Origin of the sequence: Moorena sp. SIO4G3, from assembly GCF_010692305.1 — a bacterium.
GTDB classification, from domain to species: Bacteria; Cyanobacteriota; Cyanobacteriia; order Cyanobacteriales; family Coleofasciculaceae; genus Moorena; species Moorena producens_A.
In genome coordinates this window covers 1-25228 of record NZ_JAAHIG010000106.1, presented here as the reverse complement: position 1 = coordinate 25228, position 25228 = coordinate 1, and the positions used below count along the sequence as shown (strand labels likewise).

Below are 25228 nucleotides of genomic sequence, written 5' to 3'. Positions count from 1 at the left end.
GGTGTTTATTGGCTGAAAAGGAGAAGATGGGATCCCCCCTAACCCCCCTTAATAAGGGAGATGAGATCCCCCCTAACCCCCCTTAATAAGGGAGATGAGATCCCCCCTAACCCCCCTTAATAAGGGGGGGATATGATTCCCTGTTCCCTGTTCCCTGTTCCCTGTTCCCTAAAACCTATTGAAAAACGCTATATGTCTAAACCATTTTTAGGTGTTGGAGTAGGATTTCCCATCAGTTTAGATACTAAGGGAGATTTCCAACTTGCGGAATATGAAGAGAGTGTACGCCAGTCAATTGTAATTATCCTTGGTACTGCCAAAGGTGAGCGAGCCATGCGTCCCGACTTTGGTTGCAGCATTTATGACTTAGTTTTTGAGCCCAATTCACCTGCCACTGCTGGTAAAGTATCCCAAGCTATACAGGAAGCCCTACTGTTCTTTGAACCCCGCATTGATGTTATAGATGTGCGCGTTCAATCCCCTATTCCAGAACAAATGCTGGTCAATATCGACTATCAAGTGCGAGCAACCAATAATGTCTTTAACCTAGTTTATCCATTTTATCTAGAAGGGAGTGCAGGTTGATGGTTAAACTAGCGCCCAAAATTGATCAACGGACAGCAAAGGATATTGCCGATCAAGTTCTCTATGGACAAAATTCCTGTAAAGTAGTGATTTTTGCCTTCTCGCTCCTTATACAGAGCAGGTTATATCGACTCGCATTACTACTTCAGGAATTTAGAAAACATACAGATACAGGAGAAACTAAACCTCTTCAGGAACTTATCACACACTATACAGGAAAAACTCAACCTGTTCAAGGAACGAGTCCTGCTATAGTTAATATCTTTGCCCGTTTTGCCGAGATAATTATCGAGCGACTCAATCAAGTTCCCGATAAAAACTTCTTAGCCTTTTTAGATTTATTAGGAGCGTCTCGCTTACCCCCCCAACCAGCACGAGTACCCTTGACATTTTCCTTAGCTGCCGGAACTATCGTTGATGCAGTAGTCCCAAAAGGGACACAAGTTGCTGCACCTCCAGCGGAAGGAGAACAAGACCCTGTTATTTTTGAAACTGAACGGGAATTGGTAGTAACAGCCGCAAAATTAGACTCTGTTTTTGTGCGGGATCCAGAACAGGATTTGTATAGCGATCGCAGTTCAATTATTACTACCCCAGCATCACCAGGTGTTGATATTTTTCGGGGCAACCAACCCATTGAACATAGTTTCTATATCGGACATAGCAAACTTTTAGGGTTTGCTGAAATTGATACCTTTAAAGTAACGATTAATTTATCAAAAGCCCTTAGTACTCCAGGAGAAGTAACATGGGAAATTTGGCAGGAAACGGAAGATGGAGCTAATTGGCAAGAGATTACACCGAGCAATGATGAAACTCAAGGCTTGAGGAGCCGTGGCGATCGCGACATTCAATTTAGTAATATTACGGCTTTACCGTTAACTACTGTTAATTCAGTAACTAGTCGTTGGCTTCGCTGCCGGTTAGTTACTCCCATTACCCTTGCTGAGGAATCTCTAACTGGTATGGTATCTGCTAATGAGCTACCAGAAATTGATGAGATAAAAATTGAAGCGACTATTAGTTCTAGCAACCTATTAATTGAAACAGGCTTTACCAATCAATCTCCATTAGATTTGACTAAAGATTTTTTTCCTTTTGGCGAAAAACCTAAGTTTGGAAATACATTATATTTGGCAAATAGCCAGGCTTTTTCTCAGGATAATGCTGAGGTTACTCTTAATATTCGTTTTACGAGTCCAGCTTCCGGAATTCCACCAACATTGACTGATGGTGATCCAAAACTGAAATGGGAATTTTGGAACGGCAAAAAGTGGATGGCAATTGGAACTTCCACCCTTGAACGGGGATTGCCAGCTAATTCTAACCAAACCTTTGAGGACACCACCAAGGCTTTCACTATCACAAGATACTTCGATCAGGTTTTATTATTGAGCGAGGAACAGTACATCGATCTGACAGAAGAAGCAAGATCCTCGGATGGAACAGGATTTGAACTGAACAAGAATACTGGTGATATTCTTTATTTAGGCTCAACTGGGCATTTTAAATATATTCATTTTCATCTGGCTACTAAAGGGCAAGGCTATACCTTAAAATTTGAGTATTTTAACGGAACTCAATGGACTCAACTTACAGAAGAAGAACACAACCTTGAGGATAATACCTCAAAGTGGACTGCTGATGGTTGTGTTGAATTTACGACTCCCACGGATTGGCAACAGACAAATATCAATGACGCCAATCTATATTGGATTCGGATAACAACAACTACAGAACCAGAAACCATTGCCCAAGCGTTCTCTTTTCAGCTTGACTGTTATGTGCGTTTCACTTTTCCTGAACCGCCTGTTCCCACAATGGTTAACGGAGTAGAAGATTTTTGGATTCGGGTGCGAATTAGTTCCGGTAATTATGGTAGAGAAGCTCGCTACGAGCGCATTGTCCCAACACCAGAGCCACCAGCACCAGAATATCGATTCATTGAGGCAACTTTTGCTCCGCCATCAATTAGCTCAATTGGAGTTAGCTATACATTAACAATATCAGAAGAACCAGAAGCTCTTTTGACCTACAATGATTCAGTTTACTCAAGTAACCTAGTTAAACGTATTGACAGCAAAAATAAAATAATTCCTTTTCAAAGAACCGAACTTGATGAAAAAGCTTTCTATCTGGGCTTTAGTTTACCATTAGCTAGAACAGAATTTACAAATCGTAAGATCAGCCTGTTTAACTGGGTGAATGAGGTTAAATATGGAGAAAAATTAGTACCATTTTTACCAAATAAAAGCAAAAAAAATGGAGAACCTGGCTCACTAGTTATCCATAATTTTTGCCTGACTAATAATATATCATTAGCCGGATTTGAGGTTAAGATTTTCGGCACAAATTGGGAACATAATGTGCCGGACTTATTAGATAGAGAAGCTAATTCAGAACAGGAATTAGAAATCCGTTTAGAAATTCCTGCTGATGCAAAATTAGAAGATAAAGATCGCGGGTTTTTACAAATTAGTCAAGACAATAATTCATCAATTGTTTACAATGCAGTCTTCGAGACAATTGTAGGTACACAATTGCCTCAAACTGAACAAGTTCAACTATTATGGGAATATTGGGATGGCCAAGCATGGCAACAACTAACCATAAGAGATGAAACGGAAAACTTTACCCGTTCCGGTTTAATTGAATTTCTGCCACCAGGGGATTTTTCACCAAAGGAAGACTTTAATTTACCTCCCCGTTATTGGCTGCGGGTTAAATGGTTCAAGGGTGACTACGACGTTGAACCTAGGCTGAAACAAGTACTGCTGAATACTACCATGGCAGCACAAACAGCTACGATCCAAAAGGAAATTGTTGGCTCCAGTGACGGGACTGAAAATCAAACGTTTCAGACAACTAGTCAGCCAATATTAGCAGGTCAAGAGCTGGAAGTGCGGGAACCGGAAATACCTTCTGCCCTAGAAAAGGAAAAAATTCTCCTTGAAGAAGGGGAAAAGGCTATTACGGTTACTACTAATGACACCGGAAGACCGCAAGAGATTTGGGTCCGTTGGCATCAAGTCCCGGATTTCTATCAATCAGAACCACGGGATCGCCATTATGTCTTTGATAATCTTACCGGAAAAATCACCTTTGGGGATGGACGCAATGGACTGATTCCTCCTCCTGGTCAAGGCAATATCCGCATGAGTCGTTATCAAACTGGTGGTGGAACTGCTGGAAACAAACCGGCTGGGGCGATTGTCCAACTCAAAACCACAGTCCCCTATGTGGACAAAGTGATTAACCATCAAGCAGCAGCAGGGGGGGCCCAAGCGGAAAGCCTTGACTCCCTAATCGAGCGGGCACCTAAGGAAATTCGCCATCGTCAGCGTGCTGTGACTAGGGAAGACTACGAAGATTTAGCCAAGCTGGCTTCACCAGAGGTAAGCAGAGCCAAGTGTGTACCCTTAGCCAATTTGAAAACCAATCCCCTGGCTGGACTGGAGACCAAGCCGGATTCATCGGGAACAGTGAGTGTAATTATTGTACCCCGCTCCACGGAAGCTAAACCCCTACCCAGTTTGGAGCTAATCAAGCGCGTCCAAAACTACCTACAAGCCTACACCGAACCCACAGTGGCAATCTCTGTAGTGGGCGCTCTCTATGTCCGTGTCAATATTACCACTGAAATTGCGGTTACTTCCCTAGAAGGATCTCGTGAGGTAGCACAAACCGTGGAACAAACCTTAGCTAGTTTTCTGCATCCCCTCACGGGGGGTTTTGACGGAATGGGTTGGAATTTTGGTCGTCAACCCTATAAATCGGACTTATACCGACTACTGGAGAGAGTGCCGGGAGTAGACCATGTTTCTAGCTTGGAGGTGAATGACATCGAAGAACTAGAAGGTGCTAGCCAGACTAATCGCTTTTTAGTCTATTCCGGCAACCACACCATCACTTTAACCTTTGTGGAATCCTGAGGAGGGTAACTCATGCCAATAGAATTGCCTAATCTTGATGACCGCACCTATGATGACTTGGTGCAAGAAGCCCTGGGTATGATTCCCAGCTATGCCCCCGAATGGACTAATCACAATCCTTCTGATCCTGGTATTACCGTTATTGAGCTGTTTGCCTACCTTACCGAAATGCTGCTCTATCGGCAAAATCGGGTGACAGAGGCGAATATGCGGATGTTTTTACAACTGCTGAATGGACCAGATTGGCAGCAAACCAAGGATTTACAGACAGAGATTAAAGAGGCAATTACCCAAGTACGCGATCGCTACCGAGCCATCACCTGTGCCGACTTTGTGGAATTAGCCCGAGAAATGAAACCAAATGATGCAGATGATACCGTTGCCAGGGCACACTGTATACCTCGACGTAACCTTGATTCGGAAAATGCCTTAGTCGAAAATACCTTAGTCGAACCTGTGGATCAACCAGGTCATGTGAGTATTGTGATTATCCCCGACAGCAATAATCGTGAAAATAGCCCCCCTCAACCAAGCTCAAGGCTGATTAACGAGGTAAAAAACCACTTAGAAGAACGGCGATTGATTGGCACGGCAATCCATGTAGTTATGCCACGCTACATCACCATTAGCATCAGATTAACCATACACCTCAACCGAGAAGCAGACGTAGCAACCACTAGGACCAACATAAATAACGCACTGGAAAACTTTTTCGATCCCCTACCAAATCCTGACAATCCTCAAGGTTGGCCATTTGGTCGAAATGTTTATGTTTCGGAAGTTTATCAACTACTTGATGAACTAGAAGGTGTGGATTATGTAGAAAAAACCAATAAGGAAGATAAAGACCAAGACGAAGTATTTTTTCCTCGTCCTGATGCCATAAACAATCAACAACGCCTAGTTAAAACCAACGGACAGCTAAGTGCCATCGAGGTCAAACCAGAAGAACTAGTGTATTTAGATATTACCGCCAGCGATATAGACATCATATCCCCCTTAGAAACCCTTGATTTCAACGGTTAAAAACCAATGAAAAACTCAGCCCGTTACCCCAGTAAACTGTTAGACTATCTGCCAGAGATTTATCAAAGCGATCCTTTCGTTGGTCAATTTTTACTACCCTTTGAAAATATTCTTTTGGGTCGTGCACATGGGATCAACTTTTGTGAGCAGGGTTTAGAAGAAAATATTGCCCGTATTTCTAATTACTTCCATCCCCAAAAAACACCCCCAGACTTCCTACCCTGGTTATCTAGCTGGGTGGCGTTGAGTCTCAGAGCAGATTTAGATGTCCAAAAACAACGGAAATTTCTGGCCAATACTGTCAGACTGTATCGTTTCCGAGGGACTAAAGACAATTTACAAGAACTGCTAGAATTATTTCTAGAGGACGAGGAAAAAGTCACCATTATCGACGCTTCCAATGCCGAATTTCAAATTGGTGACACCCAACTCCTGGAGCCCGAAAACCCAATTGACCCCGAAGAAATTCCAATTTACCCGGAAGGACTTCCCTCGCGATCGCTCCTGGGTAGAGGCACTTACCTTGGTGGTGGTATACCCCACTTTTTTATAGTAAGAATTACTCCAGCTCAAGGATTAAACCCAGAGCAACTCAAACGACAAATAGAAATCGCTAATGCCATCATCGAACAGGAAAAACCAGCCCATAGCAAGTACAGACTAGAAATTATTTACACCACGCAGATTGGTGGTACTTTTGATTCTGATTCTGATTCTGAAGAAGTTACGGGTTCCCAGATTGGAATTAATACTATTTTGGGCAATATTACCGAAAATGACGAATCTATCTTAGGAGAGTAATGATTATGAAATATATTCAACGTCCCAATTACTTTACTTCCCAGTTTCTATTAGAAAAAGACTTTAACGATGAGCAAACCTACCATCGTGACATGCGCCTGCGTCACAATAGCTTACTCCATGAATGGGGTGTGGTGGAAGGATTAAAAGTAACCAGAGCCGAGCCGAAAAAAATTGCCGTTAGTGAGGGCATGGCCATTGATAAATATGGTCGAGAAATTATTCTTTTACCCGATTGTACAGTACCGGACACGATTAACACGATTAACTTAGATGTAGATGTATTAGAAGCCAATACAACTATTGAAATTACCGTCATCTATGATGAAATTAAGGATGATGGTGACGAAGTAGCGGTAGGTAATGATAAAAAATACACTCGCACCTCTGAACGTCCCAAGTTTGTCATTTACGGGAGTAAAACAAGTAAAGACAATCTCCAAGACGGTAATGTAGATGTAAAAACTGGTTTTGCCCCTACCGATGATAATGTGATTCTGTTGGCACAGGTGACCCTAGACAACAACGGTGAGGTTACTGAAAATGCAGTGGATAATTCTGTACGCAAGCTTGCTGGTGCTAAGTTATCTAACCTCGATAACTTAGAGCTAGATGGTACCATTTCCGCCGAAAACTTAAATCTGACCGGAAATTCAACCATCGATGGTGACCTGACAGTGAATGGAAATCTGGAAGTAAAAGGGGATGTGATTGCCCGTGATACCGAGCATATTGTTGGGGATGTGTCCTTGGGGGATGCGGATAATCATGAAGTGAAAGTTACAGGGGTAATTCGCTCAGGGCATTCATCTGGAGCCTTGAGGGTGGATGATGGGTTACATACCACTGGTCCTCTGACAGTGGATGGTAATGTTGGTATTGGCAAAAATAATCCTACGGAAAAATTAGAGGTAGCTGGAACTGTTAAAGCCACTAGGTTTGAAGGGGATGGTTCTGGTTTAACTGGTATTGGTGCTGGAAAGTGGTCTGATGGTGGTAGTAACGGTATTTACTATAACCATGGCAATGTAGGTATTGGTACAAATAGCACCTATGCTGAACTCACGGTTAACGGCTCAATCGGATTTGCCAACGGGACAGCCCCCATGATGTACATCCATCAAAGTGGTACAAGCAATGCACCTCGACCAATCATTGCTCATTCCCCACGTTATCGAAACTGGGGAGTTGAATACCGAGATCAGGAAGATATAATGGTTTTTCAAGGAAGCGGACAACCAGTTTTATCAGTTGGTCTTCGTTATAAAAAAGTTGGTATTGGCATTACAAATCCTACGGAAAAATTAGAGGTAGATGGAACTGTTAAAGCCACTAAGTTTGAAGGGGATGGTTCTGGTTTAACTGGTATTAGCGCTGGTGGCACAAAGTGGTCTGATGGTAGTAATAACAGTATTTACTATAACCATGGCAATGTAGGTATTTGTACAAATCGCACCTATGCTGAACTCACGGTTAACGGCTCAATCGGATTTGCCAACGGGACAGCCCCCATGATGTACATCCATCAAAGTGGTAAAAACAATGCACCTCGACCAATCATTGCTCATTCCCCATCTCATCCAAACTGGGGAGTTGAATACCGAGATCACGGAGATATAATGGTTTTTCAAGGAAGCGGAGAACCCGTTTTATCAGTTGGTCTTGGTTCAAAAAAAGTTGGTATTGGCACCAATAATCCTAGGCAGAAATTAGAGGTAGCTGGAACTGTTAAAGCCACTAGGTTTGAAGGGGATGGTTCTGGTTTAACTGGTATTAGGGCTGGCGCTGAAACCAAGTGGTCTGATGGTAGTAATAACAGTATTTACTATAACAATGGCAATGTAGGTATTGGTACAAATAGCACCTATGCTGAACTCACGGTTAACGGCTCAATCGGATTTGCCAACGGGACAGCCCCCATGATGTACATCCATCAAAGTGGTACAAACAATGCATCTCGACCAATCATTGCTCATTCCCCACGTTATCGAAACTGGGGAGTTGAATACCGAGAGCACGGAGATCTAATGGTTTTTCAAGGAAGCGGAGAACCCGTTTTATCAGTTGGTCTTGGTTATAAAAAAGTTGGTATTGGCATTACAAATCCTACGGAAAAATTAGAGGTAGCTGGAACTGTTAAAGCCACTAGGTTTGTAGGGGATGGTTCTGGTTTAACTGGCATTAGGGCTGGCAGTGAAACCAAGTGGTCTGATGGTAGTAATAACAGTATTTACTATAACCATGGCAATGTAGGTATTGGGACAAATAGCACCTATGCTGAACTCACGGTTAACGGCTCAATCGGATTTGCCAACGGGACAGCCCCGATGATGTACATCCATCAAAGTGCTAGAAACAATGCATCTCGACCAATCATTGCTCATTCCCCATCTCATCGAAACTGGGGAGTTGAATACCGAGAGCACGGAGATCTAATAGTTTTTCAAGGAAGCGGAGAACCCGTTTTATCAGTTGGTCTTGGTTCTAAAAAAGTTGGTATTGGCACCAATAATCCTAGGCAGAAATTAGAGGTAGCTGGAACTGTTAAAGCCACTAGGTTTGAAGGGGATGGTTCTGGTTTAACTGGTATTAGTGCTGGTGGCACAAAGTGGTCTGATGGTGGTAGTAACAGGATTTACTATAACGCTGGCAATGTCGGCATTGGCACAAATAATCCTACTCAAAAATTAGAAGTGGCTGGAAGCGTCAAGGCCATTGCTACTAATACGGGCAATAGAACGGCCTATGGAGTTCAAAGCGTTGTAGGAGGCAATCGCAATGGCACTAAATTTGGTTTGTATGCACAAGCAACAGGTGGTACCAGTGGTAGCCGATTTGGTGTCTACGGCAGAGCCGATGCTCATAATAATACCAGTGCAATTGTATACGGTGTCTACGGTCGTGCCAGAGGTGGCAAAACTAGTTATGCTGGCTACTTCGATGGTAATGCAAATGTAACAGGTCATTTAACATATCGCACTATTGGGCAAGTATCCTCACGAGAGTTGAAAGAGAATATTAATACCCTGGCAATAGAAGATGCTATAGAAACCCTGGAAGGACTCAATCCGGTCCAATTCAGCTACAAAAAAGATCACCAAAAAGAAACCCACATTGGATTTATTGCGGAAGATGTGCCGGATTTAGTGGCCAGTCATGATCGGAAAACCCTCAGTCCGATGGATATCGTGGCGGTTTTAACTAAAGTGGTGAAGGAGCAAAACAATACGATTTCCTTGCTAATGGAGAAGGTACAAACTTTGGAACAGAAAACTCAATCTAGCGCTTTTTAGCCTTCTTCAGTACCTGCTATCCGCTCATTTCCAGTTAAAACACTCATAAAGCTGAATTTATAAGGAAAATGAGGCTATTTAACTAACCAAAATTTCTGAATACTGCCTCTTTCCCCTGCTCCCTGCTCCCTGCTCCCTATTCCCTATTCCCTGTTCCCTATTCCCTATTCCCTGTTCCCTATTCCCTATTCCCTGCTCCCTAAAACCAATAATTTTTACCAGACCCAATTTCAAACTACTATAATAACCATAATGAAAAATATTCAACGTCCCAATTACTTTACTTCCCAGTTTCTAGTAGAAGAAGATTTTAAGGATGAGCAAGCCTACCATCGTGACATGCGCCTGCGTCACAATCGTTTACTCCATGAATGGGGTGTGGTGGAAGGATTAGAAGTAACCAGAGCCGGGGATAAAAAAATTGCGGTTAGTAAGGGTATGGCCATTGATAAAGATGGTCAAGAAATTATTGTTTTACCCAATTGTACAGTACCGGACACGATTAACACGATTAACTTAGATGGATTACCACTCAAGACAACTATTGAAATTACCGTCATGTATCGGGAAATTAAGGACAAGGGTTACCGAGTAGGTAGCGAGATCAAATACACTCGCACCACTGAACGTCCCAAGTTTGTCATTTACGGGAGTAACACAAGTCAAGACAATCTCCAAGACGGTAATGTAGATTTAAAAAATGCTGATAGTGACCCTAGGGATGATAAAGAGATTCTGTTGGCACGGGTGACCCTAGACAACAACGGTAAGGTTAGTGCAGTGGATAATTCTGTACGCAAGCTTGCTGGTGCTAAGTTATCTACTGCAGATGCTTTTCGAGTCAGATACGACTACAATTTCTTTGGGGCTAATCAAGATGCTTTAGTGATTGAACAAAGAGATCTTAATCACCCTAATCCTGATGGAGGGATTGCTTTTGTTAATACGGGTGACGATGGAGTTGTAGAAACTGCCCTTGTTATTAAAGGAAACAGCAATGTAGGTATTGGGACAAATAATCCTAGTGAAAAATTAGAGGTGGCTGGAACTGTTAAGGCCACCAACTTAAACCTGACAGGAGACTCAACCATCGATGGTTCCCTAACCGTTGCTGGAAACCTGGAAGTACAGGGGGATGTGATTGCCCGTGATACCGAGCATATGCCTGGGAATGTGTCCTTGGGGAATGGTGATAATGATCAAGTGATAATTGCAGGGGTAATTCGCTCAGAGCATTCATCTGGGGCGCTGAGGGTGGATGATGCGTTACATACCACTGGTGCTCTGACAGTGGATGGCAATGTAGGCATTGGCACAACCTCTATTCATAATCCTCAGGATTGGAACAAAGTTTTAGACATCTTAGGTTCACAGCATGCTCGGTTAAATGTCAGGTCTGGTGGTGGGGTAGTAACAAGTGTTTTTAGTCATGATAGTTGGAATGGAGCCAGAGGCGTAATTGGAACGGAATCGAACCACCCATTGACCTTTGCTACTAACTATCAACACCGTATGACGATTGACCCCAATGGCAATGTGGGTATTGGGACAACTAATCCACAATCCCTTTTGCAAGTTGGAGATGGATTAGGAGGTGGTAATCGCCCCTGGATGACAACAGGACTACAAGTTGCTTGGGATACTGACCATCTATTTCTAGGATTGAAAGATCAAGGGGCAGATCGCAAAGATTCTGTACTGGCATGGGGAGATAATACCAATGATGTATTCAGATTCATTTTTGCGGCTGAAGGCGGTGCTGCAGATGGTCAAGAAATAATGAGGTTACAGCCAAACGGCAATGTCGGCATTGGGACAAATAATCCTAGTGAAAAATTAGAGGTGGCTGGAACTGTCAAAGCCACTAAATTTCAGGGGGCAGGAAATTCAACCATCGATGGTTCCCTGACAGTGAATGGTTTGCTGGAAGTAAAAGGGAATGTCTCCTTGGGGGATGCGGATAATGATGAAGTGACAATTGCAGGGGTAATTCGCTCAGGGCATTCATCTGGGGCGCTGAGGGTGGATGATGCTTTGCATACCACTGGTCCTCTGACAGTGGATGGGAATCTCAGTGTTAGGGATGCGATCGCTACTGCTCAATTAAGTGTGACCGATCGGGTAACAGGTTCCCTTACCATAGAAAATAACTTAACTGTGGGTGGTGTGCTGGCTAGCACTTTAGAAGTATCTGGGGCTTTAAAATTAGCGACTACAGGAACTCAGATTTTTCATAGTACTAATGAATCCGGTACACCTACTGGAGATGGTTTTCGACTCAGGTACGACAACAATTTCTTTGGGACTAGTCAAGATGCTTTAGTGATTGAAAAAACCGATGGGAATGACCCTAATCCTGATGGAGGAATTGCTTTTGTTAATACGGGTAACGATGGAGTTGAAGAAACTGCCCTTGTTATTAAAGGAAATGGTAATGTCGGCATTGGGACAACGAATCCTAGTGAAAAATTAGAGGTGGCTGGAACTGTTAAAGCCACTAGGTTTGAGGGGGATGATTCTGCTTTTGGTTCCCTGACAGTGGATGGCAATGTAGGCATTGGCACAACCTCTATTCATAATCCTCAGGGTTGGCACAAAGTTTTAGACATCTTAGGTTCACAGCATGCTCGGTTAAATGTTAGGTCTGGTGGTGGGGTAGTAACCAGTGTTTTTAGTCATGATGATTGGAATGGAGCCAGAGGCGTAATTGGAACGGAATCGAACCACCCATTAACCTTTGCTACTAACTATCAACACCGTATGACGATTGACCCCAATGGCAATGTGGGTATTGGGACAACTAATCCACAATCCCTTTTGCAAGTTGGAGTAGGAGGTATTAGTGCCCCCCGCCCCTGGATGACAAGAGGACTACAAGTTGCTTGGGATACTGACCATCTATTTCTAGGATTGAAAGATCAAGGGGCAGATCGCAAAGATTCTGTACTGGCATGGGGAGATAATACCAATGATGCATTCAGATTCATTTTTGCGGCGAGCGGTGGTGCTGCAGATGGTCAAGAAATAATGAGGTTACAGCCAAACGGCAATGTCGGTATTGGCACAAATAATCCTAGTGAAAAATTAGAGGTGGCTGGAACTGTCAAAGCCACTAAATTTGAGGGGGCAGGAGACTCAACCATCGATGGTTCCCTGACAGTGAATGGTTTGCTGGAAGTAAAAGGGAATGTGTCCTTGGGGGATGCGGATAATGATGAAGTCAAAGTTACAGGGGTAATTCGCTCAGGGCATTCATCTGGGGCACTGAGGGTGGATGATGCTTTACATACCACTGGTGCTCTGACAGTGGATGGTAATGTCGGTATTGGGACAACCAATCCTAGTGAAAAATTAGAGGTGGCTGGAACTGTCAAGGCCACTAACTTTGAAGGGGATGGTTCGGCTTTAACTGGTATTAGTGCTGGAAAGTGGTCTGATGGTGGTAGTAACAAGATTTACTATAATGCTGGCAATGTCGGCATTGGGACAAATAATCCTATTGAAAAATTAGAGGTGGATGGAGCTGTTAAGGCAAAGTCGCTGACTATCGAAGACAACCTCACTGTCAATGGCAAGATTACAACCTCTGGCATGATTAGGGGGTCATCAATGCCGCCTAATCTAATCAGAAATTCCTACATGAATATACTCGATGGCAACAAGCCTGCTGGGTACAGAATCGATGGGAATGTTACTTTAGAAGCAGCCCACCCTTTCACGAAAGGGTTTGAAGGACCCTATGTAGGCGAAAAACCACCCAATGCTGCCGATAGTGTAGATGATGCAACCGAAGAAAATCCTTATTGGTTTGGCATATTTAACAAAGGTGCGCGAATAAAAAGAGGTGGTTTAGCTGATGGTTGGGCTAGTTTTCCTGACGGTAAGATTTTGAAAATTACTGGGGATAATTCAGGACAACATACCATGATACTTTTTCCCTTTGAGTCCCGAGGTAATTTTTTAACCAAAAAGTACGTACATCTCAAAGCTTGGCTCAAGATTTCTTCCGGTAAACAAGTGGGATTTGGCGAACTTGCTGGGTGGGGTAACGGAAAGCCTAATAGTGGATTGATAATTACCAAGGAACAAAGTGATAATGCTCCAGATGGTTGGTATCGAGTAGATGGCGTAATTCCCACATCTGAGGTAACGAAGTTGGGTGGTCAGAGTTTTTCTATGGGTATAGTGGGTGACGAGGCTGACGGATCTTTTGAAGTATATCTAGCCTTACCATACCTAGCCAATTTAGATAATGATAGCTGGCTTCCTAGTGTTTCTGATATGCTTTCGCGGGATGGGTTAACAGTTCATCCTACTTCTGGTAATGTTGGGATTGGGACAACAGATCCTAGTACAAAATTAGAGGTAGATGGAACTGTCCAAGCCACTAGGTTTGAAGGGGATGGTTCTGGTTTAACTGGTATTAGCGCTGGTGGCACCAAGTGGTCTGATGGTAGTAGTAACAAGATTTACTATAATGCTGGCAATGTTGGCATTGGCACAAATAATCCTAGTGAAAAATTAGAGGTGGCTGGAACTGTCAAGGCCACTAACTTTGAAGGGGATGGTTCGGCTTTAACTGGGATTAGTGCTGGAAAGTGGTCTGATGGTAGTAGTAACAAGATTTACTATAATGCTGGCAATGTCGGCATTGGGACAACAAATCCACAATCCCTTTTGCAAGTTGGAGATGGATTAGGAGGTGGTAATCGCCCCTGGATGACAACAGGACTACAAGTTGCTTGGAATAGTGACAATGTATTTCTAGGATTGAAAGATGAAGGGGCAGATCGCAAAGATTCTGTACTGGCATGGGGAGATAATACGAATGATGTATTCAGATTCATTTTTGCGGCGAGCGGTGGTGCTGCAGATGGTCAAGAAATAATGAGGTTACAGCCAAACGGCAACGTTGGCATTGGCACAACCAATCCTAGTCAAAAATTAGAGGTGGCTGGAACTGTCAAGGCCACTAAATTTGAAGGGGATGGTTCTGTAGGTAATGCCGAATTAGCTAATAACTCCGTGACCAATGCCAAAATTGCCAATGATGCGGTCAACGCTGCCAAGATTCAAAACGGTTCTGTCGGTAATGCGAAATTAGCCGATAACTCCGTGACCAATCAAAAAATTGCTGATAAATCGGTGACCAATGCCAAAATTGCTGATAACAGTATTAGTATGGATAAACTTGATGCTGTGACTAGGAATCAACTGGATAACGCTTCTGAGGTTCAAAGTCTACAAGGGCAAATCACAAATCTACAAGAGCGAATCCTAGTTATAGAACGGCAATTAGGTATAGTTATTTCTGACCCTGATCCTAACCCTGATCCTGGCTCTGGTTCTGGCCCTGGTCCTCGCCCTGGTCCTGGCTCTGGTTCTGGCCCTGGTCCTCGCCCTGGTCCTGACATAGAGATTCGTGAGAAAGACTCCTCGACAGACCCTGAGCAAGAAACGTAAAGGTAACGGCTCAAAACACTCAGTCTGTAAAAATTGCATCATCATATTAGTAGCAACGGCCAAGGAAAAGGTGAACCTCATGGGCTATCAACGAGCAACCCAAACTAAAACAACAGAAGCAAACGGTCAAAAAAAAGCTTCAACGGTTACTCAAAAACCGTGGTCAAGTTATGGCCCGGTTCACCCGATGCTGCAACTCCAACGAAAACTGGGAAACCAAGCCGTCAATCGTCTGATCCAGACAAAAATGCAAGTGGGGGAACCAGATGATGTGTACGAAAAGGAGGCAGACAGTGTTGCAGCCCAAGTAATGCGCATGCCAGCACCACCAGTGCAAAATTCCATGGAGGAAGAGGAGGTTCAAACTAAGCCGATCGCCCTACAGTTACAATCGGACGAAGAGGAAATACAAACTAAGCCGATAGCGCTACAGTTACAATCCCAGGAAGAAGAAATTCAAACTAAGCCGATAGCGCTACTGTTACAATCGGACGAAGAGGAAATACAAACTAAGCCGATAGCGCTACAGTTACAATCCGACGAAGAAGAAATACAAACTAAGCCCTATGGGCTACAGTTACAATCCGATGAAGAAGAAATACAAACTAAGCCGATCGCCCTACAGTTACAATCCGACGAAGAGGACATACAAACTAAGCCGATCGCCCTACAGTTACAATCCGACGAAGAAGAAATACAAACTAAAGCAAATCCTGGTCAAACCCCAGCAGTATCCCCTAATTTAGAAACCAAAATCCAATCCCGACGGGGTACGGGTCAACCTCTGCCAGCATCTACCCGTGCTTTCATGGAACCTAGATTTGGGGCTAACTTTAGTGGGGTGAGGGTGCATACAGACTCTAGTGCCGTACAGATGAATAAGGAGTTGGGAGCCCAAGCCTTTACCCATGGTAGGGATATTTTCTATGGTGCGGGGAAGTCTCCTGGTAAGAATAGTTTGACGGCCCATGAGTTGACCCATACGATCCAGCAGCAACCTAGAGCAGTAGCACAAAAACCGTTGCTCAATCGCACACCAGAGGAAACCCCAGAACCGACTTCTGATGCTGCGGAAACTACTACTGAGCCTGGTATACCCACCGAGCCAACTTCCCTAGCCGAAGCCACATTTAACCCCTCAGAAACCGTCGCCACCTACATTAGTGCTCAACGCCGCCGCAGAGCAACTGTTCCCGTACAACTGGGAAATTTAGCCAGGGGTACACTACAAGTGCGTCAAAAACTAGACGGCACTTACGATACTATTAATCCTCAACGACAAGCCATACCTTTTACCCATCCATTTTTAGCACCATTACAATCTGTAGGGATACAACCAGTGCTTGCCCTACGCATCAGGAATAATACAATCTCCGGTTACGCCACCATCGCCAATGGAGATAGCTTTATTGCCAACCCAAGACAGTTAGTAAATACCATCAAGGAACAAAGTGAAACATTGGGATGGTTAGGTATGGACATTAGCCATTTTCCCAACACCCAGAACCAGTTGGAAAACGGCGTATTTAATCTAGGAGTAGAGAACTTTAGGTTTAAACTTGGTGGTTTTCTCGATGGTACAGGAAACCTTGGTTTAGCCAATAATTCCGTCACCTTCAACGCCAACGCTACCGTAAGTGTGAGGGGACTAAGCGAGAGTCAAATCAATATAGAACGGGACGACCAGGGTAATCTCAGTGGTGATGTAGAAGTTCCCGTCAATTTTGCCAACTTCTCTGGCAATGTTACCGCTAATTTCCTCAATGGCATCGTGGATATTCACGGTACTGTGGGCTACACCACCGAGAAATTCAATGGCGAAATCAATTTATTAGTCACCGATGCCAATACCGCCAGCAACGTAGCCCTTCAGCAACTCGGACCCGAAGCAGTAGAAGCAGCAGCACAACAAGCCAGTGGGGAAACCGATGGGCGACCTCAACCAGGGGAACGGGCTTTGGCCGGTTGGGGTGTGCTCAATTTTGCCTTTACGGAATGGATGACTGGTCAGGCACAGGTAATTATTGATAATGAAGGGCACATTACCGTGGTCGGTGAGATTGCCCCCCCTGCGGAAATAGAACTCTTCCCCCAAAAGGACTACATTAAACGCCTGTTTACCGTGGAAGTCAGAACCTTGTACGGTGTTCCCTTAGTGGGTAATATCTTCCTATTTGCCAATCTAGGCATGGATGCCATGGCCAAACTCGGACCGGGCAAGATTTATAATATTCAAGTTGATGGCACTTACTCCACCGATCCCCAAGTATTCAACCGTTTTAGCATGGCCGCAACCCTGAATATTTCTGCCTTCGCTGGCTTAAGATTGCGGGGTGAAGGGGGTGCAGGAGTAGAACTAGCAGGTCATGATATCAAAGCTGGAGCAGGGATTAACGCCCTAGCGGGAGTCCAGGGATATGTAGAAGCCACACCGACCATTGGTTATCGAGAACAAGCTGACCCAGAAGCAGGTAGACAGGGAGAATTTTATCTCAATGGTCATTTAGAACTAGCCGCACAGCCATTTTTGGGACTAGGGGGTGACTTATTTGTAGAACTAGACAGCCCCTGGTGGTCACCAGCCCCTGACAAGAAGTGGACTTGGCCCCTCGGTCAATTAGAATATCCCTTGCCCGGAGAATTCGGTATTGGTGCTGATGTCGATTATGTGATTGGTTCCGATCAACTGCCAGAAATTCAATTTGGGGAAGTGGACTTTAATGCTGACCGCTTCATGACCGATTTAATGAATGACCAAGTTCCATCGGGTAATCAAGGGGAACAAGAACAGCAAGGGCAATGGCAAGAAAATGCTACAACTGGAGCGAATCCAGAACCCACCCTCACGGATTCCCAAGGGGCACCACCTCCCCAACCAGCCCAAGGACAACAGCAAACTGGTGAGGGAGAAGTACCAGCTCCCAATGTACAACAACGTTGGTTACAGGGCATGGAGGCTCTGGGTGCATTAGCAAGGCGATCGCAGTCCGATCCCTTAAACCAAGCAGAGATAGATGCCGCTTTGGCAAATCTTCGTAGGCAGTACGGCTTTACCCAATTGCGAGCTGAACAGGTTGGGGAAGATTGGCGAGTATATGCTCGGATGAATCCTGACAATAGTAATAACCCAATTACTGTGGATGGTGAAACGTCTACTGGTGCTGCACAAATTACCGCAGGATTAGCTGCATTTCCGCCGATTTCAATGCCGCATTTCGTAAACAATGTGAAAGCTTCTGGAATAATAAGGGCTGAATATCTGCGCATATCAGATCTTCCAGAAGGGGAAAATTCTAGTAAACATAGAGGCAGTTTACCAGGGTGGGACAAAATACAAGTTGCAGGACTATCAAGAAATGCTAGATGGGTTAAGATGCATCTTTTAACTGAAAGGCTCGGCGGAAAAGCAACTGATTCAAACTTAACTCCTGCAAGAGGTCCTGAAACCAATTTAAGATTTCGAGATTCAGTAGAGCATCCTGCATACAACTACATTGCACAACACGATAACCAAATGATTTGGTATGAGACCAGTATTAGCTACCATGGAGCGCCAAATGACGATTTTATAAGTAATATTAGTATGCGGTGGGGTGTTTACGAATACGTCAATAATCAATGGCAAAAAGTCCGTACAGCAATGGGGAGCGACTCCCAGAATACTGATCCACCAAATTTATCTGGTCAGGTGGAAAAAGTAAGAATTAATGAAGCTGGAAGAACAAGGATTTCCGCTTTATTAGGTGGAGATGAAAGTCTTGCAAGAATAATAATAGATGAGCGAACCGAAAATGGTCAATATAACAGTTATCTGCATCTTTTGTTGAGGATTCGTAGAAGAGTTAAAAGAATAGAAACGCCAGCTCTACAGGAGCGATTGAGCAGTCTTCCAAATGCCATCTCAGATGATACAGTAACATTTCAACGTGTTTAATTCGTGTCTATTGTAAACCAATTAATTTGAAAATGAGTAATGAAATATTTTCAAAGTAGAATTAGTACCATGATTAAAGAAATGCAAGCCTCTCCTTATATAAGGATTAATCATTTAGAATTTGAAAAATCAACGATAGATTTACCTGATATAGAATTCGCAATTTCAGAGATAGAGAAAATAGTGGGAATTCAGCTTGAAGATTACTTCAGAGATTATATATTTGTTGCGGAAGAAATATGGATCGCCTGGGATTACAAACAGGGGTCTAACTACGAAAAAGGAGGTGAATTTAGACTAATTAATCTATTTGATTCACTTGTCCGAAACAAAGCTAAGCTTTGGAATGATGAGATGAGTCAAGATAAAATAGAGTTTTTGAAAAGTTTACGCCCCTTTGAAGATCATCCGTATAGTGGAGATGGAAAGATTGGGGCTTTTAGGATTTCCCATGGGAATAGTCCTGAAATTTGGTTCTATGATTTACGAACTGGATATTATAAGCTTTCACTAACTTATGAAGAGTATATTGAACTTTTATTGGAAACAAAGGGTTTCTTTAATTGGCAATATCTTTTTTGTGATGCAGAATTACACCACTATCCTGCCAATTTAAAAAAATATTTAACAAAAATGATAGATATACTTTATCAGATATTTCCTAGTTTCGATAGGGAAAAATATTTGGAAATACTCAATAAAAAAAATAAATAAGGAAGATATATAATTAATTGGTACAAAAAGCTATTGATGAAGTATAAGGTCTCATTAATGATGAGCAAACTTAAATATAAAATGATAATTCAATGGTCAGAAGAAGATAATTGTTTTTTAGTTGGTTTCCCTGACTTCCCCGGACAAAAATGGCGGACTCATGGAGAAACTTATGAACAAGCAGTTAAGAATGGAACTGAAGCCTTAGAATCTTTGGTAATAGCCTATCAAGAAACAGGTGAAACTCTTCCGGAACCAACTATTAATAAGGCAGCGTAGCCCTTTGGGCTAATCCCATGATCTTGTAGGGTGCGCCCTTCGACAGGGTAACCCACCCCTCAGAGTTTTCCATCTACTGAGCCTTACAATAGAAAGCAACCTATGGAGCGATCGCCATGACACCAAAACAAGAACTGCTCAAAGAACTGGAAACTGTTCCGTCACCTGTGATTAAAGAAGTGCTTAACTTCCTGCGTTTTCTCAAAGCAAAGCGATCGCCTGTTGATTTCATGGACTTTGCGGGAATGGCATCTGATACCCCTGACCTGATAGATGAAATTATTGGCAATATTGAAGCAAACCGCGCCATAGACTTAGAGCGTATCCGCGAGCCATGAAACAATGTCTACTCAGTCTCTTGGTTTATGATCCATCTGAAGAGGTGATTTTAGAATGGAAAAAATAATCCAGTATCGCCAATACATTAAACAACTTCTGAGTGATTATGCCAGTAAAAGTCCATCTGATCAAGATGTTGAAGCTGCCTTAATATTTGACTCAGACCACGACCATTACCAAGTTGTCTATACCGGTTGGAAGAATCGCCAACCCATGTATGGTTGTGTTCTACATTTCAGCATCAAAAATGCCAAAATTTGGATACATCATGATGGAACTGAAATTGGTTTTGCCAACGAACTCGTCAAATTGGGAGTACCAAAGACTGATATTGTACTAGCATTTCAAGAACCTGCTGTACGTCAATATACTGACTTTGCAGTGAATTAGAGTAAAATGGTGTCGCTACAAAGAGGGTAAGCATATGCGCTACTTGAGATGCTACTTGAGGTGCTAATGGGCTACTTGAGATGCTGGGATGGAGAAAAGCGTCGAAATATTCCAGGTATTACGCGATCGCGGAGCCATGGGACTGTGGGAACATGTTAAGGAACAGTTCAACGACCTGAAACAAACAGTCATCGAAGAAATCAAGAGCATGGTATTTACCTGACGGGGTGACAAACAACCTTAAAAGCTTTACTGGGTGTGGGGTGTGGGGTGCAAGGGTGTAGGGAAACATCAGGAGCTGGAAACGTTGGTAAGAACGGTTTAATCAAATTGGGGAAGGAAAGTTTTTGCTCGCTAACTTCTGAATTCGCTTCTATTTTCCCCACACCCCACACCCTACACCCTATACCCTGTATCCTTTTTAGCCTTGTTGTCACCCCCTCAGGGTATTTACCCAGGTGATCACCGCCGGGGTGAAGTGGATTCTGAGCTTGTTAAAAAACAATAAAATAACTAAAGCTAATGCAATGAAAGCTGCCAAGATTACAAAGAATAAACATCCTATATTCAGCTCTATCACAGTTATTGATGGGGGAAAAAATTGGGATTATGATTATACAATTCGAAGAAGTAAAAGAGAAGATGGCAAAAAAAAAGCGGAAAGAGATAGAAAACATTCAAATCAGACCTGTGAAGATGAAGTCCTTGAGAGACTCCAAGAGGAAAAAGATGCAATTTGTGGTTCTATACCACTGCCTAAGTGTAAGCCAGCTTTGGATAAGCTAAAAGCAGGGAAAAAACTCAAAGGAAGATCAGTCAAAGGAATGACGAAAACCCATGTTATTAACAGAATAAAAAGTCTACAAGAATGTATTGATAAAAGACAACAAATACAAGATGAATGCTTTGGTGGAAAACCGGATCAAAGACATGAAGATGCTATCAATCAAATGAAGAATGCACTGGAAAACTGCCAAGAGCTATTAGACAATTATGGAGATTATATATAGATAATATTTTTAGCTCAAGCCTTGAACGTTACTATTAATCTCAAGTATTGAGTTTACAGTAGTTTAGCATAATGTTATTTGGGTTAATTAAAATGAACAATCAAGATATTTTTGAGATAATTCGAGACCATGATGAGAGTAATCTTGCGAAGATGATTGAACAAGGTCTCGACGTTAATTTTTACATGCCTAATTCCCCTTTCTGGACTCCCTTACAAGAAGCGATAGATGAAGTGGATTATGGAGGAAAAATAGAAATTGTAAAACTTTTGATAAAAGCCGGAGCTGATGTCAATGCTTGGAATCTAGACCGGGATTCTCATCCATTACTCATGGCTATGTGGGGCGGCCACAAAGATATAGTAAGCTTACTATTGAAAGCGGGAGCTAATCCTAATGTCAAGGATAATGAAGGCAATTCTCCTCTGAGATGGAGTGTAGAGGAAGAAAATATAGAAATGGTTCAACTGCTCCTTAATCACGGAGCAAAAGACACAATCAATGAAGCTGGCGGATTTAGTGGAATGAATGCATTAGGGATCGCGGTAAGTAAGCTGAATATTCCTATAATTAAAACGCTTCTCGATCGAGATGCCGATCCCGAAGTAATTGATAACGATTACCGAAAACCAATAGAAAGGCTGCCGAAGAATGCAGACACTGAGATAAAAGAGAAAATCACAAGATTATTGGTGCGTTACGGCGCAAAAGAGCCAAATGTCTCTTACCTCAAGCAAACAATCCCATGACACACTCTAGACATACCTCATAGTATGGTGGTAGGCGTTCAGCTTAGTGCGATCGCGAAGCGTAGCCCTTTGGGCTAATCGCTGATCTTGCTTTGGTGCGCCCTTCGACAGCGTAACGCACCAAAGCAATCGAATCGATAACGGTACTAACGCCCGCAAAATAGCAAAATGTTCCTTATATTGACCAAACAAGTGCCTGAAGCACCCTACTCATCACTATGGTTTCCCTTTGCTAGCGTAAGCATCCCGCTCACTATTGAAGGATAAATGAAAATTACTCATATATAGCGCTACGCGCAATGGCATTGGCAAGAGGCAAAAGTTGACTACAACAGCTTTTGAGCATGTATCAATGTCCTAAATTTAATGCGTAGTGCTATATAATCCTGTTGAGGAGGTAGTCATCGAATGGAAAAACTAGACAAATACCGATTAATCATCCGCCAGCTATTAACTAATCATGCCACCTTAGAAGCGAATAATCCAAATTCAGAGATTGAGTGTCAACTTATTTTTGACACAGAACATGACCATTATCAACTTCTAGATATCGGCTGGGATGGACTCAAACGAATTTACAACTGTTTCATCCATTGAGATATCAAAGATGGAAACGTTTGGATTCAGCGAAATATGACAGAAGCTGATTTGGCGCAATATTTGGTAGACATGGGTATACCTAAAGAGGACATTATTCTCGGTTTACATCCCAGTTATAAACGTCCTTACACAGGCTACGGAGTGGCTTAGTAGTGGATTGGCTTAAAAAATAAGACCCAACAAAACATCACTCATAATGATACCGACAAGCCAGAAAATCAATCTGACTACTTCCCACCCGATCAACCAGCCGATGTTCCAAATCAATACGTCGTGATCCAATTCAGCCTTTTTCTTTTTCTTCTTGCTCAATTCCCAACTCAGAGTAAAGTTCTTCAATGGTTTGAGGTTTTATTTTTCCAGTCTTAGACTCCTCAATTGCATCCAGCAGGCGAATTGCATTAGTAGAGTTTCTTAAGAGATAAACCGTCTCTACTAAACTCCTCAAATCCGATTCTGTAATTAAAGCAACATTCTCACCATCACGACGATTGATGATATATACCTGATTATTTTGTGCAACTATATCCAACAACTTAAAGAAGTTATTTTTAGCATCATTTGGAGATGTAATCTCGTAATCAAACATCAGTTTATGTAAAGATTTACGTAAATCTATTATATCACTTATACCAAATCAAGCAACGTAAGCATTCAGCCATCAGCCGTCAGCCGTCAGCCGTCAGCTTATTGTATTCAAAAGCTGTTCGCGTAGCGTGCGCGTAGCGCTAATCGCTGTTTGCTGATAGCTGATAGCTGATAGCTGATAGCTGATAGCTGATAGCTGAAGACTTACCTAGCAACAGATGCTTTCCTTGAAACCAAAACTTGATCTGACTTTATGAATTGTAAATTGTTATGAGTAATCATACTGAAAATTTCCCTTTAGACAAAGAGTTAACCTTAAGCGACTCCTGCAATCCCTTAACCATTTCCACAACTTCAGGTGCGACAATCAAGCGAATTTAATTCTTAATGGTAAGAGCGCACCTACCTATCCCTCACCAAACAAAGTGCAACGCTAAGCAATTGCAAATTCAGTATATTGTCTAACATGAGGTGGATGAAATGCCAAAACAATCTCCTCTCGTAGTATCCCTTTCTGTAACAAATCTGTCGCCACCCCATCCTCTGTCCAATCTTCCTCAATCCAAAGCTTGTCATCCTTAAAACGGATATGAATCATCACACTCTTAATCCGTTCATCTTTGTGCCAACCCATCAGCAGCAAAAGGTACTGATCCTGTACCTCATCAAAAGCTAAAGCACTTTCAATTGTAGAACCAGATTTTTCATTGAGCTGATGATATTCTCTTAAAACTTCCTGAACAATTTCCCGATAACGCTTTAATCTATCCATTCCTCAATCACCTCACTTTCTGAATCAACGACCAACACATTAACCTGATTGCGATTAATAATCATCTGAGTTAACTGACGTTTAAAATAATTTTTTTAAGTTCCTTTTGTGATGGCCAAATACAGTTTAAAATCTAATTCTTTTTCTACTAAAATATCCCTATAAACGATATACTGACCCACAGCTTGTTCTAGGTCATTTACAAACGAGCGACCCAAGAAACTCTTGACCTCCACAAGAATTTTTCGCCCCTGCTTTTCTGCTGCGATCGATTTTTCTGCGGCAATATCCACGTATAAGCGATCGCCACCATACTCCAAAGTATAATCTTCTGTTAAAATCTTCCAGCCATCTTTGACTAATGCAAATCTAACAGCATTATGGTAAATATCTTTAGCAGGCATTGGCTTTATTGTAGCACAGACCTCTTTGATTCTAACGCGCTCAAGATTTACGGATGAATACCAAAATGCGATCACCTGCGACACCAGCGGAGCTGATCTACTTGCAGCAGCACTTGCGCGATCGCGCAAGTGCTTCGGTAAAAGTGATTTTCATTCATCAATTAATTTTTTAATTGGCTTTTTTCCTGATTTATAAGAGTTTGTCTGAGAAGTCTCATTTGCTACATCCAAGCCCCCTAAATCCCCCAATTTTGGGGGACTTTTAGAATAAAATTGACTCTTTTTCCCCCCAAAGTTGGGGGGCTAGGGGGGCAAAATCCAGTATAAAAAAACTTTTCAGATATCCTCT

At 42.7% G+C, this 25228-nt stretch carries 18 protein-coding genes and 1 pseudogene; 15 read left to right on the top strand and 4 right to left on the bottom strand.

What is annotated here, in order from left to right:
- Positions 1 to 132 precede the first annotated feature (132 nt).
- The 15 genes and pseudogenes from F6J99_RS19645 to F6J99_RS19575 all read left to right on the top strand — a co-directional run bounded on the left by F6J99_RS19645 (position 133) and on the right by F6J99_RS19575 (position 23265).
- Positions 133 to 585, top strand: coding sequence for a GPW/gp25 family protein (locus F6J99_RS19645; RefSeq protein WP_229415248.1), 453 nt, complete (start codon positions 133 to 135; stop codon positions 583 to 585).
- Positions 585 to 4517 (top strand): putative baseplate assembly protein, encoded by a 3933-nt coding sequence (locus F6J99_RS19640; protein WP_293114511.1) that lies wholly within the window; start codon positions 585 to 587, stop codon positions 4515 to 4517. Before F6J99_RS19645 ends, F6J99_RS19640 begins: the two co-directional genes overlap by 1 nt.
- A 12-nt stretch (positions 4518 to 4529) precedes the next feature.
- On the top strand, positions 4530 to 5543 hold the full coding sequence (locus tag F6J99_RS19635; RefSeq protein ID WP_293114509.1) for a baseplate J/gp47 family protein: 1014 nt from the start codon (positions 4530 to 4532) through the stop codon (positions 5541 to 5543).
- Between the two features lie 6 nt (positions 5544 to 5549).
- A complete protein-coding gene (locus tag F6J99_RS19630) occupies positions 5550 to 6344 on the top strand; it encodes a phage tail protein (protein ID WP_070391993.1) in 795 nt (264 codons plus the stop codon).
- A gap of 5 nt (positions 6345 to 6349) precedes the next feature.
- Positions 6350 to 9637 (top strand): tail fiber domain-containing protein, encoded by a 3288-nt coding sequence (locus F6J99_RS19625; RefSeq protein WP_293114507.1) that lies wholly within the window; start codon positions 6350 to 6352, stop codon positions 9635 to 9637.
- Between the two features lie 252 nt (positions 9638 to 9889).
- A complete protein-coding gene (locus F6J99_RS19620) occupies positions 9890 to 15100 on the top strand; it encodes a hypothetical protein (protein ID WP_293114505.1) in 5211 nt (1736 codons plus the stop codon).
- 79 nt (positions 15101 to 15179) lie between these two features.
- Positions 15180 to 19034 carry a DUF4157 domain-containing protein gene (locus F6J99_RS19615; RefSeq protein WP_293114503.1) on the top strand — a complete coding sequence of 1285 codons (3855 nt, stop codon included), beginning with the start codon at positions 15180 to 15182 and terminating at the stop codon, positions 19032 to 19034.
- A 69-nt stretch (positions 19035 to 19103) separates the two neighbouring features.
- Positions 19104 to 19748: a hypothetical protein gene (locus F6J99_RS19610; protein ID WP_293114501.1), complete on the top strand. Its 645-nt coding sequence runs from the start codon at positions 19104 to 19106 to the stop codon at positions 19746 to 19748.
- Between the two features lie 81 nt (positions 19749 to 19829).
- Positions 19830 to 20027, top strand: a complete 198-nt coding sequence (locus F6J99_RS19605; protein WP_293114499.1) for a type II toxin-antitoxin system HicB family antitoxin — start codon at positions 19830 to 19832, stop codon at positions 20025 to 20027.
- Between the two features lie 116 nt (positions 20028 to 20143).
- Complete coding sequence (locus tag F6J99_RS19600) at positions 20144 to 20365, top strand: hypothetical protein (RefSeq protein WP_293114497.1); 222 nt, start codon at positions 20144 to 20146, stop codon at positions 20363 to 20365.
- A gap of 55 nt (positions 20366 to 20420) precedes the next feature.
- Entirely contained in the window at positions 20421 to 20756 is a 336-nt protein-coding gene (locus F6J99_RS19595) for a XisI protein (protein ID WP_008178108.1), read from the top strand.
- Positions 20757 to 20844: 88 nt separating this feature from the next.
- Positions 20845 to 20979 (top strand): hypothetical protein, encoded by a 135-nt coding sequence (locus F6J99_RS19590; RefSeq protein ID WP_293114495.1) that lies wholly within the window; start codon positions 20845 to 20847, stop codon positions 20977 to 20979.
- Positions 20980 to 21283: 304 nt separating this feature from the next.
- Positions 21284 to 21766 (top strand): hypothetical protein, encoded by a 483-nt coding sequence (locus F6J99_RS19585; protein ID WP_293114493.1) that lies wholly within the window; start codon positions 21284 to 21286, stop codon positions 21764 to 21766.
- A gap of 92 nt (positions 21767 to 21858) precedes the next feature.
- A complete protein-coding gene (locus tag F6J99_RS19580; protein ID WP_293114491.1) occupies positions 21859 to 22515 on the top strand; it encodes an ankyrin repeat domain-containing protein in 657 nt (218 codons plus the stop codon).
- Positions 22516 to 22923: 408 nt separating this feature from the next.
- Positions 22924 to 23265 (top strand): annotated as a pseudogene (locus F6J99_RS19575) (XisI protein).
- A 37-nt stretch (positions 23266 to 23302) separates the two neighbouring features.
- On the opposite strand, the gene F6J99_RS19570 reads toward F6J99_RS19575, so the two are convergent.
- From F6J99_RS19570 to F6J99_RS19555, 4 genes are all read right to left on the bottom strand, one after another.
- Positions 23303 to 23383, bottom strand: a complete 81-nt coding sequence (locus F6J99_RS19570; RefSeq protein WP_293114513.1) for a type II toxin-antitoxin system YoeB family toxin — start codon at positions 23381 to 23383, stop codon at positions 23303 to 23305.
- A 15-nt stretch (positions 23384 to 23398) separates the two neighbouring features.
- A complete protein-coding gene (locus F6J99_RS19565; protein WP_293114489.1) occupies positions 23399 to 23704 on the bottom strand; it encodes a type II toxin-antitoxin system prevent-host-death family antitoxin in 306 nt (101 codons plus the stop codon).
- 432 nt (positions 23705 to 24136) lie between these two features.
- On the bottom strand, positions 24137 to 24475 hold the full coding sequence (locus F6J99_RS19560) for a XisI protein (protein ID WP_293114487.1): 339 nt from the start codon (positions 24473 to 24475) through the stop codon (positions 24137 to 24139).
- 95 nt (positions 24476 to 24570) lie between these two features.
- Positions 24571 to 24879: an element excision factor XisH family protein gene (locus F6J99_RS19555; RefSeq protein WP_293114485.1), complete on the bottom strand. Its 309-nt coding sequence runs from the start codon at positions 24877 to 24879 to the stop codon at positions 24571 to 24573.
- Positions 24880 to 25228 lie beyond the last annotated feature (349 nt).